The organism is Streptomyces sp. NPDC045967 (assembly GCF_056430495.1).
This window is the reverse complement of record NZ_JBWKLE010000011.1, coordinates 123,264-136,332: the sequence shown is the minus strand read 5'-3', so window position 1 is coordinate 136,332 and position 13,069 is coordinate 123,264. Positions and strand designations below refer to the sequence as shown.

At 70.5% G+C, this 13,069-nt stretch carries 13 protein-coding genes; 9 read left to right on the top strand and 4 right to left on the bottom strand.

Annotation, left to right across the window (positions count from 1 at the left end):
- Nucleotides 1-137 precede the first annotated feature (137 nt).
- Both mmpB and AC07FY_RS21755 read left to right on the top strand, forming a co-directional pair.
- Nucleotides 138-272, top strand: a complete 135-nt coding sequence (gene mmpB / locus AC07FY_RS21760; RefSeq protein ID WP_279628689.1) for a morphogenic membrane protein MmpB — start codon at nt 138-140, stop codon at nt 270-272.
- 42 nt (nt 273-314) lie between these two features.
- The gene (locus AC07FY_RS21755; RefSeq protein ID WP_479008591.1) at nt 315-920 is read left to right on the top strand and encodes a Maf family protein; all 606 of its coding nucleotides are present in this window, start codon (nt 315-317) and stop codon (nt 918-920) included.
- Here the strand turns inward: AC07FY_RS21755 and AC07FY_RS21750 are convergent.
- Nucleotides 901-1,395: a hypothetical protein gene (locus tag AC07FY_RS21750; RefSeq protein WP_479008589.1), complete on the bottom strand. Its 495-nt coding sequence runs from the start codon at nt 1,393-1,395 to the stop codon at nt 901-903. The two genes, AC07FY_RS21755 and AC07FY_RS21750, sit on opposite strands and share 20 nt — an antisense overlap.
- 375 nt (nt 1,396-1,770) lie before the next feature.
- On the opposite strand from AC07FY_RS21750, the gene AC07FY_RS21745 reads away from it, so the two are divergent.
- Nucleotides 1,771-3,534, top strand: a complete 1,764-nt coding sequence (locus AC07FY_RS21745) for an acetyl/propionyl/methylcrotonyl-CoA carboxylase subunit alpha (protein ID WP_479008587.1) — start codon at nt 1,771-1,773, stop codon at nt 3,532-3,534.
- A gap of 73 nt (nt 3,535-3,607) precedes the next feature.
- Here the strand turns inward: AC07FY_RS21745 and AC07FY_RS21740 are convergent, their stop codons facing one another.
- Nucleotides 3,608-4,072 (bottom strand): hypothetical protein, encoded by a 465-nt coding sequence (locus AC07FY_RS21740; RefSeq protein ID WP_479008585.1) that lies wholly within the window; start codon nt 4,070-4,072, stop codon nt 3,608-3,610.
- Between the two features lie 43 nt (nt 4,073-4,115).
- Between AC07FY_RS21740 and AC07FY_RS21735 the strand changes: the two genes are divergently transcribed.
- Genes AC07FY_RS21735 through AC07FY_RS21725 form a run of 3 tightly spaced genes read left to right on the top strand, consistent with a single transcriptional unit; the run spans nt 4,116 to nt 6,824 of the window.
- Complete coding sequence (locus tag AC07FY_RS21735; RefSeq protein WP_479008583.1) at nt 4,116-4,484, top strand: hypothetical protein; 369 nt, start codon at nt 4,116-4,118, stop codon at nt 4,482-4,484.
- A complete protein-coding gene (locus AC07FY_RS21730) occupies nt 4,423-6,567 on the top strand; it encodes an RHS repeat-associated core domain-containing protein (protein ID WP_479008581.1) in 2,145 nt (714 codons plus the stop codon). Before AC07FY_RS21735 ends, AC07FY_RS21730 begins: the two co-directional genes overlap by 62 nt.
- Nucleotides 6,564-6,824: a MafI family immunity protein gene (locus tag AC07FY_RS21725; RefSeq protein ID WP_479008579.1), complete on the top strand. Its 261-nt coding sequence runs from the start codon at nt 6,564-6,566 to the stop codon at nt 6,822-6,824. The genes AC07FY_RS21730 and AC07FY_RS21725 overlap by 4 nt, the downstream gene beginning before the upstream one ends.
- A gap of 144 nt (nt 6,825-6,968) precedes the next feature.
- Here AC07FY_RS21725 and AC07FY_RS21720 read toward each other — a convergent pair whose 3' ends face one another.
- Both AC07FY_RS21720 and AC07FY_RS21715 read right to left on the bottom strand, forming a co-directional pair.
- On the bottom strand, nt 6,969-7,889 hold the full coding sequence (locus tag AC07FY_RS21720; protein ID WP_479008729.1) for a DeoR/GlpR family DNA-binding transcription regulator: 921 nt from the start codon (nt 7,887-7,889) through the stop codon (nt 6,969-6,971).
- 211 nt (nt 7,890-8,100) lie between these two features.
- Complete coding sequence (locus AC07FY_RS21715) at nt 8,101-9,540, bottom strand: NAD(P)H-quinone dehydrogenase (protein WP_479008577.1); 1,440 nt, start codon at nt 9,538-9,540, stop codon at nt 8,101-8,103.
- Between the two features lie 197 nt (nt 9,541-9,737).
- On the opposite strand from AC07FY_RS21715, the gene AC07FY_RS21710 reads away from it, so the two are divergent.
- The 3 genes from AC07FY_RS21710 (at nt 9,738) to AC07FY_RS21700 (ending at nt 12,880) form a co-directional block, all read left to right on the top strand.
- Nucleotides 9,738-10,175: a gamma-glutamylcyclotransferase family protein gene (locus AC07FY_RS21710; RefSeq protein WP_479008575.1), complete on the top strand. Its 438-nt coding sequence runs from the start codon at nt 9,738-9,740 to the stop codon at nt 10,173-10,175.
- A gap of 207 nt (nt 10,176-10,382) precedes the next feature.
- A complete protein-coding gene (locus AC07FY_RS21705) occupies nt 10,383-11,189 on the top strand; it encodes a purine-nucleoside phosphorylase (RefSeq protein WP_453393284.1) in 807 nt (268 codons plus the stop codon).
- Between the two features lie 44 nt (nt 11,190-11,233).
- Nucleotides 11,234-12,880 (top strand): phospho-sugar mutase, encoded by a 1,647-nt coding sequence (locus AC07FY_RS21700; RefSeq protein WP_479008573.1) that lies wholly within the window; start codon nt 11,234-11,236, stop codon nt 12,878-12,880.
- The last annotated feature ends 189 nt before the right edge of the window (nt 12,881-13,069 follow it).

The window sequence follows — 13,069 nt, the reverse complement described above, 5'->3', positions numbered from 1 at the left end:
TTGGTTCTGGTCTGGTGCTTCTGGTCCGGAAGTGCTGGCCCCAACCGCCCCCAAAAGGGAGGGGGGGGGGGGGGGGGGGGTGGGGGGGCCCCGCCCCCCCCCCCCCCCCCCGCCGCGACGGGGACAGGATCGGAAGCATGCTCTGGTCCGACCCTGAGAACGAGCCGCCGAAGGACATGCGCGACGCGCAGGCGATGATCCGGCGGATGACGGTGGTGCTCGCCCTCGCCATGCTGGTGGGCGTCTACGTGCTGGGCGTGGGCCACTTCTGATCGGGCTCCCGGACTGCTTCCCGGCGCCCCTACGATGGCGCCATGACTGCCGAACCGCGCCCGCTCGTCCTCGCCTCCGCCTCCCCCGCCCGGCTGAACCTGCTCCGGCAGGCGGGGCTCGCCCCGCACGTGATCGTCAGCGGCTTCGACGAGGACACCCTGGACCACGACGAGCCGGCCGAGCTGGCCCTGGCCCTGGCGGAGGCCAAGGCGGGGGTGGTGGCGTCCCTGGAGGAGGCCGCCGGCTCCCTGGTGATCGGCTGCGACTCCGTCCTGGAACTGGACGGCGAGGCGCTGGGCAAGCCGGCGGACGCCGACGAGGCCACGGCCCGCTGGAAGGCGATGCGCGGACGGTCCGGCGTGCTGCGCACCGGGCACTGCGTGATCGACACGGTCAGCGGCCGTCAGGTCTCGGCGACGGCTTCCACGACGGTGCGCTTCGGCGAGCCGACGGACGCGGAGGTCGCCGCGTACGTGGCGAGCGGCGAGCCGCTGCACGTGGCCGGCGCGTTCACCCTGGACGGGCTGTCGGCGCCGTTCATCGACGGCATCGACGGCGACCCGGGCAACGTGATCGGGCTGTCCCTGCCGCTGCTGCGCTCCCTGCTGGGCGAACTGGACGTGTCGATCACGGATTTGTGGGCTTGAGCTCCCCGAGCGGCGGCGGGCCGCCCTGCACGCCCGGTGCGCCGCCGTGCACGGCCGTCGGGCCGTCCTGGGCGGTCGCCGCGCGCGGGGCGGGGTAGAGCGTCAGGGTGAGCACCAGCAGGCACAGGATCACCATGATCGCCGCGAAGGCGCCCCAGCCGACCGCGGCGACGGCGATGACGCCCAGCACGCCGTGGGTGACGGCGGCGCTGACGAGCACGACGCGGGCGAAACCGCGGGGGGCGTGGTCCCGCAGGGCCGTGACGGCGGCGAGCACGGCACAGAGCAGGAGGAAGGCCCCCATGCCCGCACCGAGGGCGTAGGTTGCCTTGGACATGACATCCGGGTCGCTGCCGGCGATCGACATCGACTGGCCGGCGGTCGTGCGGGCGAGCACGATGTGGACCAGCACGAGCACGGCCGCTTCGACCGCGGTTACGATCGCGGCCAGCCCGGCCACGAGTCTTCGCAGCACGCTTCCCCCACCCCCCACGCGTCACAAGCCTGTTCGACGCCTGGAGGCTACTAACGGGTAAACGTGCGGACAAGGGGTGCGGGCCGCTTCGTTACGGGAGGGGCCGCGCACAGCGATCACGCCCGGAACATATGGGCCGTTCGTAGGGACTCGACAAAGAATCACCCGGGCCCGCTGACCGGCATGACAGAGACCCGGGCTCTAATACGGGGTTACTGTGCAGTCGGGGATCCCCCTGACCTGGGGCGCCACAAGGGTTCCCCGGTGGAGCGGGCCTCGAGTCACACTCTGTGTGGGCAAGCTCACCACCGGGGAAGGGTCGTAAGGCCGTGTGGGCTGTCCCTAAACTCAGCTTGTTTCAAGGAGGGAGCCATCGTGCGCAAGGTGCTCATCGCCAACCGTGGCGAAATCGCTGTCCGCGTTGCTCGGGCCTGCCGGGACGCCGGGATCGCGAGCGTAGCCGTCTACGCCGATCCGGACCGGGACGCCCTGCACGTCCGCGCGGCAGACGAAGCTTTCGCGTTGGGCGGTGACACCCCGGCCGCCAGCTACCTGGACATCTCCAAGGTCCTCCAGGCCGCAGCCGATTCCGGCGCGGACGCCGTCCATCCCGGATACGGCTTCCTCTCCGAGAACGCCGAATTCGCGCAGGCCGTGCTCGACGCGGGCCTGACCTGGATCGGCCCGCCGCCGCAGGCCATCCGCGACCTGGGTGACAAGGTCGCCGCCCGGCACATCGCCCAGCGCGCCGGCGCGCCGCTGGTCGCGGGCACCCCGGACCCGGTCTCCGGGGCCGACGAGGTCGTCGCCTTCGCCAAGGAGCACGGCCTGCCCATCGCCATCAAGGCGGCCTTCGGCGGCGGCGGTCGCGGCCTCAAGGTCGCCCGCACCCTCGAAGAGGTGCCGGAGCTCTACGACTCCGCCGTCCGCGAGGCCGTCGCCGCCTTCGGCCGCGGCGAGTGCTTCGTCGAGCGCTACCTCGACAAGCCGCGGCACGTCGAGACCCAGTGCCTGGCCGACAGCCACGGCAACGTGGTCGTCGTCTCCACCCGTGACTGCTCGCTGCAGCGCCGCCACCAGAAGCTGGTCGAGGAGGCCCCCGCGCCGTTCCTCACCGAGGCGCAGAACGCGGAGCTGTACGCCGCCTCCAAGGCGATCCTGAAGGAAGCCGGCTACGTCGGCGCCGGCACGGTCGAGTTCCTGGTCTCCGCCGACGGACTGATCTCCTTCCTGGAGGTCAACACCCGTCTGCAGGTCGAGCACCCGGTGACCGAGGAGGTCTCCGGCATCGACCTGGTCCGGGAGATGTTCCGCATCGCCGACGGCGAGGAGCTGGGCTACGGGGACCCCGTCCTGCGCGGCCACTCCATCGAGTTCCGCATCAACGGCGAGGACCCGGGCCGCGGCTTCCTGCCCGCGCCGGGAACCGTGACGAAGTTCGCCCCGCCGAGCGGTCCGGGCGTGCGCCTCGACGCGGGCGTGGAGTCCGGCTCGGTCATCGGCCCGGCCTGGGACTCCCTCCTCGCCAAGCTGATCGTCACCGGTGCCACCCGTGAGCAGGCGCTCCAGCGCGCCGCCCGCGCGCTGGCCGAGTTCGAGATCGAGGGCATGGCCACCGCCCTGCCGTTCCACCGGGCCGTCGTCACCGACCCGGCCTTCGCCCCCGCCGACGGGAACCCCTTCACCGTCTACACCCGGTGGATCGAGACCGAGTTCGTCAACGAGATCCCGGCGTTCACGGCCCCGGCCGCGGAGGACACCGAGGACGAGCCGGGCCGCGAGACGGTGGTCGTCGAGGTCGGCGGCAAGCGCCTCGAGGTCTCGCTGCCGTCGTCCCTGGGCATGACCCTGGCCCGCACGGCCGCCGCGGGCGGCGCCAAGCCGAAGCGCCGCGCGGCCAAGAAGTCCGGCCCCGCCGCCTCCGGTGACACCCTCGCCTCCCCGATGCAGGGCACGATCGTCAAGGTCGCGGTCGAGGAGGGCCAGCGGGTCGAGGAGGGCGAGCTGATCGTCGTACTCGAGGCCATGAAGATGGAGCAGCCCCTCAACGCCCACCGCGCGGGCACGATCGTCGGCCTGACCGCCGAGGTCGGCGCGTCCCTCACCTCGGGCGCCACGATCTGCGAGATCAAGGACTGACCCCACCCGGAACACGACCGGCCCCCAGGACCCGAACGGGTCCTGGGGGCCGTGTCATGAGCGGGGGCGGCGGTTACCAGGTGCCCGGCGGCGCCTCCCAGCTCTTCCAGGGCGGCTGGAACCCGCCGTCGGCGCCGGCCTTGAAGGTCCAGGCCGCACTGGGTCCGTCGCCGTGGTTATACATGATCGCGAGGTCGTCGCGACCGTCCTTGTAGTAGTCGCCGGACACCGGCATCCCGCCCATGTCCCAGCTCCAGGTCCCCTCCAGCGAGTCCCAGCTGCGAACGTCGTCGCTGAGACCGCCATCCGACTTGCCGGTCAGGGTGAACAGGGCCGTGCGGTTGTTGTCGTACTTGAACATGATGGCGGCGTCGGCGCGGCCGTCACCGTTGTAGTCACCGGCGGTGAGCTTGCTCCTGGCGAAGTCCCAGTCGCCCGGCAGGCGCCTCCAGGACCGCTTGGCGTCCGCGAAGCCGCCGTCGGGCTTGCCCAGCAAGGTGTACATCTCGACGGCCGGACCATCGCGCTGCACGCTCACCTCGACCACCTATGACACCCTGCCGGGCGCCGTAGGTCTTCCGGTGGCGTCGACCCGGTACGTGGACGGCAAGGTGTATACCCAAGAGGTCACGGGTTACGACACCGAATACCGCCCGACGGGCACGAGGATCACCATCCCGTCCTCCGAGGGTGCGCTTGCCGGCACGTACGAGTACACCACCGGCTACCACGAGAACACCGGTCTGACCGCGTGGACGGAGCAGCCGGCCGTGGCCGGCCTTCCCATTGAACTCACCGAGATGCAGTACAACCACTTCGAACTGCCCACGATGATGAGCATCGAGGGCAAGACGTTCGTGGACAAGGTCGACTACTCGCCGATGGGTGATGTGCTGCGCACCTACACGGGTCCCGCCCTGTCGCAGGTGTACACGACGAAACTTCTATGACGAGCAGACGCGCCGCTTCACGCGGACCGTCAACAGCCAGGAGAAGTCGCCGAGCGCGAACAACGACACGACGTTCAAGTACGACGACGTCGGCAACATCCTCAAGATCACCGACAAGGAGGGGACGTCCACCACTGCCGACGTGCAGTGCTTCGCGTACGACTACCTGCGCCGGATGAACGAGGCCTGGACGGCGACGGACGACTGCGCGGCCCAGCCGAACGCGTCCGGTCCCGGTTCCAAGCCTCAGGTCGGCGGCCCGAACCCGTATTGGAGCTCGTACAGCTTCGACGCGGCGGGCAATCGCACGAAGGACGTCCAGCACTCCCCGACCGGTGATCTCACCAAGGACGTCACCCGCACCTACACCTACGGCACGCCGGGGCAGGCCGCCGCCAACGGCCTGAAGAAAGTTGACACGACTGGTCCGGGCGGCTCCCGGACCGAGTCGTACACGTATGACTCGGCGGGCAACACCAAGACCCGGACCATTCAGGGCGACACACAGACTCTGGACTGGAACAGCACGGGGCAGCTGGAGAAGGTCACCAAGGGGACCGACTCAACGTCCTTCGTCTACGACGCGGGCGGCAACCGCCTCATCAAGCGCGACAAGACCGGCACCACGCTCTACCTGCCGGGCACCGAGGTCAAGCTGACCGCGGCGGGCAAGCTGGAGGGCACGCGCTACTACGCTCACCCGGCCGGCCCGACGATGGTCAAGACCGTCAAGGACGGCATCACCTCCACGTCGTACCTGATGGGCGACCAGAATGGGACGGCAACCACGGCGGTCGACACCAAGACATCTGCGATCACCCGCCGCAAGTTCACCCCGTACGGTGAGGTCCGGGGTGCGGCTCCGTCTGTCTGGCCGGGCAAGAAGGGGTTCGTCGGGGGAGAGATCGACGAGATCACGGGAACGGTCCATCTGGGCGCTCGTGAATACGACCCGGCTACCGGGCGATTCCTCTCGGTCGATCCCATCGTCGACTACAGCGAGCCCAAGCAGCAGAACCCCTACGTTTACGCGAACAACTCGCCGGTGACGTTCAGCGACGCGACCGGCCTGTCCATCGCACCGCCCATCATGCCAATCAAGGACTTCACGGACGCAGAGGCGGCCTGGGCCAACATGATCCAGGGAAAGAGCGCCCTGGATATCGCGCTTGAGATTGCGCTGGGCATTCTGAAGGACGCCTCGGGTTACAACGACATCCGTGACTGCTTGAGCGGCTCGTGGGGCGCGTGCGCCGGCCTCGCCCTCGATGCAGCGCTGCCGTTCGCGGGCCGCGCCAAACGCATCATCAAGGCGCTGGACAGGGCATGGGAAGCCTTCAACAGCTGGTCTCACAAACTCGCTCTCGCCCGCGACATCCTTCGGCGGGTCGAGAACTACAACCAGGCGATGGCCAAGTACGCCGAGGACCTCGCCGAGTGGAAACGCCAGGTTGAGGAAGCCGCCGAACGTGCAAGAAAGCTGCTAGAGGAAGCCGCCGCGAAGCGCAGGGCGGCCCAGGAAGCGGCAGCAGCAGCCGCCAAGAAGGCCGACGAGGCCAAAGCGACAGCGGCTAGACAGGGCAAGGAATCGGCGACGAAGGCCAAGAAAGCTGACAGTAACGGAAAGGCATCGAAGTCATCGGAGACCAAGAAGGCCGATAGTCCGAACAAAACGGTCGCCAAGGGCGGCGGCGGAGAAGGCGGCGGCGGTGACGGAAAGGCGGCATCACCCTCTGACGAAGAGCGGGGCGGGCCAGGTCGCGACCTGATCGCCCAGGAAGACCGGACCCACATCATCGCGCGCCACAAGTACCCTGGAGCACAGGGGGCTGACTCGTTTCCCGACGGATGGACCGACGACGACATCTTTGATGCCATCGTGGACGTGGCGACGAGCCCAGACAGCACTTACCACTGGAAACAGGGATCAGCTGTACATGCCGAACGAACTGGTAAGACCCGTAAGGGGGAACCGGCCGTGAAGGCGATTATCGGCACACATCGAGGAATCACGATCGAGGTTCGGTTCCAGCCACTCCTCGATAGGATCCTCACCGGTTTCCCTCCAGGAGATCTAAATTGAGACGGTACGAGCACATCCAATCGCTAGTCCTGCAATTGCTAGATGACTCGCCCTTGACGTCGGAAGCCGTGATTGCCGACGTTCGCCATTTGATGGCAGCGGGCGAGGAGGAGATGGCTTTCGACACTATGTGCTCATGGATATATGAGGACATTCTACCCATCACCAGAGACTATTACGCGCGACTTATCGCTGCCGCCGACGAGCTGGGCACCCCCAAATCGGTAGACAAACTGGATGAACTCCTGACCGACTAACCACAACACGTGTGGTGGCGTGTTCCACAAGACTGGGACTCCTCCCGACAGGCCGGGAGGAGTCCCAGTCGTTTATGCGTACCGGAACGTTCTGATGGCTCGCCACCCGCCGCTGCACGCTCGGCGAGGCCCGCGGCGGCCGGCCTACCGCCGCCGCATGTCCGCCACCCTCGCCCGTTCCCGTTCGCCCGGGTCCGAGAGCGGGGACGCGCTGCGGAGTTGGGGGGTGGGGCCGCCCCGGCGTTGGACCGGGAGGGGGGAGTCGCGGCGGGGGCGGCGGGTGCCCATGCCGTCCAGGGGGCCGCCGGAGGCCGTGGACGGGCCGCCGGCCACCGTGATCTGGACGCCCTGGTCCGCCAAAGCCTGGAGCTCCGTCGCGGCGCGGTCGTCGTGCGGCGGGGGCTCGTCCGTGACCAGGCGGGTCATCACGTCCGTCGGCACCGTCTGGAACATGGTGTCCGTGCCGAGCTTCGTGTGGTCCGCCAGGACCACCACCTCCGCCGCCGCCTGGACCAGCGCCCGGTCCACGCTCGCGCTCAGCATGTTGGACGTGGACAGGCCGCGCTCGGCGGTCAGACCGCTGCCCGACAGGAAGGCGCGGGAGACCCGCAGCCCCTGGAGGGACTGCTCCGCCCCGCTGCCGACCAGCGCGTAGTTGGAGCCGCGCAGGGTGCCGCCGGTCATCACCACCTCCACCCGGTTGGCATGGGCCAGCGCCTGGGCGACCAGCAGCGAGTTCGTGACGACGGTCAGGCCGGGCACCCGGGCGAGCCGGCGGGCCAGCTCCTGGGTCGTGGTGCCCGCGCCGACGACGACGGCCTCGCCCTCTTCGACGAGGGAGGCCGCGACATCGGCGATGGCGGTCTTCTCCGCCGTCGCGAGATGGGACTTTTGCGGGAAGCCGGATTCACGGGTGAACCCGCCCGGCAGCACCGCACCGCCGTGCCGGCGGTCGAGGAGTCCTTCTGCCTCCAGTGCCCGCACGTCCCGCCGTACGGTCACTTCGGAGGTCTGGACGACGCGGGCGAGCTCCCGGAGCGATACCGCTCCGTTGGCCCGCACCATTTCGAGGATCAGTTGGCGACGTTCTGCAGCGAACACGAAACTGACAGTAACCCCAACGACCGTCTGCTTTCAGCTCCTTGCGCCGGAATACCGAAGTTGTCCATATGGCGGGGTGACAAGTGGTATACGCGGCCCGAGGTCCCGGTGAACCGTGCGTCACGCGCCGAGGGACCGCCCCAACCCTGGTGCGGGCCGGGGCGGTTGGGCCGGCTCAGGCCTCGCCGGAGGCCTTCCGGGTGTGCAGCTGGCGGGCCACCTCGGCGATCGAACCCGACAGGGAGGGGTACACCGTGAACGCGTTTGCGATCTGCTCGACCGTCAGGTTGTTGTCGACCGCGATCGAGATGGGGTGGATCAGCTCGCTCGCGCGCGGGGAGACGACCACGCCGCCGACCACGATCCCGGTGCCCGGACGGCAGAACATCTTCACGAAGCCGTCCCGGATGCCCTGCATCTTGGCGCGCGGGTTGCGCAGCAGCGGCAGCTTCACGACACGGGCGTCGATCTTGCCGGCGTCCACATCGGCCTGCGTGTAGCCGACGGTGGCGATCTCGGGGTCGGTGAACACGTTCGAGGACACCGTCTTGAGGTCCAGCGGGGCCACCGCGTCACCGAGGAAGTGGTACATCGCGATGCGGCCCTGCATGGCCGCGACGGAGGCCAGCGCGAAGACACCGGTGACGTCGCCCGCCGCGTACACGCCCGGCGCGGACGTACGCGAGACCTTGTCGGTCCAGATGTGCCCGGAGTCCTTGAGGCGGACCCCGGACTCCTCCAGGTTCATGTCCTTGGTGTTCGGGATCGCGCCGACCGCCATCAGGCAGTGCGTGCCGGTCAGCACCCGGCCGTCCGACAGGGTGACCTCGACCCGGTCGCCGACGCGCTTGGCGGACTCGGCGCGCGAGCGGCCGATGACGTTCATGCCGCGGCGCCGGAACACGTCCTCGAGGACCGCGGCCGCGTCGGGGTCCTCGCCCGGCAGCACGCGGTCGCGGGAGGAGACCAGCGTGACCCGGGAGCCGAGGGCCTGGTACGCGCCGGCGAACTCGGCTCCGGTCACGCCGGAGCCGACCACGATGAGCTCCTCGGGGAGCTCGTCCAGGTCGTAGACCTGCGTCCAGTTCAGGATGCGCTCGCCGTCGGGCTGCGCGTCCGGGATCTCGCGCGGGGTGCCGCCGGTGGCGATCAGCACGGCCTCGGCGGTCAGGATGGTCTCGGTGCCGTCGGCGGCCGTGACGATGACGTCGCGGGTGCCGTCGATGCCCTGCGGGCCACCGAGCTTGGCGCGGCCCCGTACGACGCGGGCGCCGGCGCGGGTGACGGAGGCGGTGATGTCGTGCGACTGGGCGAGGGCGAGGCGCTTGACGCGCCGGTTGACCTTGCCGAGGTCCACGCCGACGACGCGCGCGGCCTGCTCGATGTGCGGGGTGTCGTCCGCGACGACGATCCCGAGCTCCTCGTACGACGAGTCGAAGGTCGTCATGACCTCTGCGGTCGCGATGAGGGTCTTGGAGGGTACGCAGTCGGTCAGGACCGAGGCCCCGCCGAGGCCGTCGCAGTCCACGACGGTCACCTCCGCGCCGAGCTGGGCCCCCACCAGGGCCGCCTCATACCCGCCGGGTCCGCCACCGATGATCACGATCCGGGTCACGAAAAGTCCGCCTCACGTCTTCCCGGCCGGCTGCCGCCCCGGCCGGTGTTCCGGGGGGTCTCCCCGGGGGATGCATTCCGTGCCCCATTGTCCCGCACGCTTAAAGGTGCTTCGCGCCCGGTCCCGCCATCCGGGACGACGGCACCGGGTGCGGCCGGGAGCGCCGTCGGCACCGCCCCTCCCGTACCCTCGACCACATGTCGCTCTACGCCGCGTACGCCGGCAACCTCGACCCGCGGCTGATGACGCGCCGCGCACCCCATTCGCCGCTGCGCGGCACGGGCTGGCTCAACGACTGGCGGCTGACCTTCGGCGGCGAGCAGATGGGCTGGGAGGGCGCGCTGGCGACGGTCGTCGAGGCCCCGCGCCACCAGGTCTTCGTCGCCCTGTACGACATCGCGCCGCTCGACGAGGACTCGATGGACCGCTGGGAGGGCGTCGGGCTCGACATCTACCGCCGGATGCGGGTGCGCGTGCACACGCTGGACGGTGAGGAGGCGGCCTGGATGTACGTCCTGAACGGCTACGAGGGCGGCCTGCCCTCGGCGCGCTACCTGGGCGAGATCGCCGACGCGGCCGAGAGCGCGGGCGCGCCGCACGACTACGTGATGGAACTGCGCAAGCGCCCCTGCTGAGGGGACCCGCCCGGCCCGTCCGGCCGCGGCACCCGGCGATGCCCGCGGCGCACCGCCCCGCACGCCGCTCCACGCCCGCCCCGCACGCCGCGCCACGCCCGGCACGCCCGCCCCGGGACGATTCGGTGGAAACGACAAGGCAACGATCCGAACACCGTGAGCTGTGCCATCTACGCGCGTAGGCAAGGAGCGGTTACGCTCTTCCGCGTGAACGCATCTGTTACCGACCCCTTCGCCGCCGCCGACGCCGCAGCCGCCCGCCTCCGCGAGCTGACCGGCGCGGAGACCCACGATGTCGCCCTCGTCATGGGCTCCGGCTGGGCCCCCGCCGCAGAGGCGCTCGGCGCCCCCGAGGCCGAGTTCCCGGTCACCGAGCTGCCCGGCTTCCCGCCGCCCGCCGTCGAGGGCCACGGCGGCAAGATCCGCTCGTACAAGATCGGCGACAAGCGCGCGCTGCTCTTCCTCGGCCGGACCCACTACTACGAGGGCCGCGGCGTCGCCGCCGTCGCCCACGGCGTGCGCACCGCCGTCGCCGCCGGCTGCAAGACCGTCGTCCTCACCAACGGCTGCGGGGGCCTGCGCGAGGGCATGAAGCCCGGCCAGCCCGTCCTGATCAGCGACCACCTCAACCTGACGGCCACCTCGCCGATCGTCGGCGCGAACTTCGTGGACCTCACCGACCTGTACTCGCCGCGCCTGCGCGCGATGTGCAAGGAGATCGACGAGACCCTCGAAGAGGGCGTCTACGTGCAGTTCCCCGGCCCGCACTACGAGACCCCGGCCGAGATCAACATGATCCGCGTCATGGGCGCCGACCTGGTCGGCATGTCCACCGTGCTGGAGGCCATCGCCGCCCGCGAGGCGGGCGCCGAGGTGCTGGGCATCTCCCTGGTCACCAACCTGGCGGCGGGCATCTCCGGCGAGCCCCTGAACCACGAAGAGGTGCTGCAGGCCGGCCGCGACTCGGCCGCGCGCATGGGCAAGCTCCTGACGCAGGTCCTCGCCCGCATCTGAGACGACACAGGCACGGGCACCGTACGAGAGACAAGGCGGAAGTAGTGCAGGAACAAGGCGACCTGATCACCCGGGCGCAGACCTGGCTGGCGCAGGACCCGGACCCGGAGACGGCGGCCGAGCTCGCCCGGCTCATCGAGGCGGGCGACACGGCGGAACTCGCGGACCGGTTCTCCGGCACGCTGCAGTTCGGCACGGCCGGCCTGCGCGGCGAGATCGGCGCGGGTCCGATGCGGATGAACCGCTCGGTGGTCATCCGAGCCGCGGCGGGCCTCGCGGCCTACCTGAAGGCCCGGGGCCACGACGGCGGCCTGGTCGTCGTCGGCTACGACGCGCGCTACAAGTCGGCGGACTTCGCCCGTGACACCGCCGCCGTGATGACCGGCGCCGGGCTGCGCGCGGCCGTTCTGCCCCGCCCGCTGCCGACGCCGGTCCTCGCGTACGCCATAAGGCACCTGGGGGCCGTCGCCGGTGTCGAGGTGACCGCGAGCCACAACCCGCCGCGGGACAACGGCTACAAGGTCTACCTCGGCGACGGCTCGCAGATCGTCTCCCCCGCGGACGCCGAGATCGCGGCGGAGATCGCCCGCGTCGGGACGCTCGATTCCGTGCCCCGCCCCGAGGACGGCTGGCTGCAGCTGGACGAGGAGGTCCTGGAGGCCTACCTGACGCGTACGGACGCGGTCCTGAGCCCCGGTTCGGCCCGCGGCGTGCGCACGGTCTACACGGCCATGCACGGCGTCGGCAAGGACGTCGTCATGGCGGCCTTCGCCCGGCACGGCTTCCCCGAGCCGGTGCTCGTCGCCGAGCAGGCCGAGCCGGACCCGGCCTTCCCGACCGTGGCGTTCCCCAACCCGGAGGAGCCGGGCGCGATGGACCTGGCCTTCGCGAAGGCCGCCGAGGTCCGCCCGGACATCGTCATCGCCAACGACCCGGACGCGGACCGCTGCGCGGTGGCCGTCCCGGACGGCGGCGGCTGGCGGATGCTGCGCGGTGACGAGGTCGGCGCACTGCTCGCGGCGCACCTGGTCGGCAAGGGCGCGCGGGGCGTCTTCGCCGAGTCCATCGTCTCCTCCAGCCTCCTGGGCCGGATCGCCGAGGCGGCGGGCGTGGGCTACGAGGAGACCCTGACGGGCTTCAAGTGGATCGCCCGCGTGGAGGGGCTGCGCTACGGCTACGAGGAGGCGCTGGGCTACTGCGTGGACCCGGAGGGCGTCCGCGACAAGGACGGCGTCACCGCCGCGCTGCTCGTGGCCGAGCTGGCCTCCGAGCTCAAGGAGCAGGGCCGCAGCCTGACCGACCTGCTGGACGACCTGGCCGTCGCCCACGGCGTGCACGCCACGGACCAGCTGTCGGTGCGCGTCTCGGACCTGTCGGTCATCGCCTCGGCGATGGCCGCACTCCGGGCGGAGCCGCCGACGTCCCTGGCGGGGCTGCGGGTCGTCTCGGCGGAGGACCTGACGCGGGGCACGGATTCGCTGCCGCCGACGGACGGCCTGCGGTACTACCTCGACGGGGCGTACAAGGCACGCGTGATCGTGCGGCCGTCGGGCACCGAGCCGAAGCTGAAGTGCTACCTGGAGGTCGTGGTCCCGGTGTCCGAGCCCGCGGAGCTCGGGGCGGCCCGTGCGCGGGGCCGCGAGGTCCTGGACGCGATCAAGAAGGACCTGTCGGTGGCTGCGGGCATCTGAGCCCCCGCGCCGGACCGACGTCGGTCGGTCCGGCGGGCGGCCGTAGCCCCCTGATCGTCCCGTTCGGCCCCCCGAGCTCCGGCCCGGGGGGCCGTTCGCCGTTTCCGAACGCGGGACTTTCGCCAAGCCCCCACACGACGCTCCGCGCCCGCACCTCAATCGCCGGTGGGTCTGGGCGGCGCAGGGCAC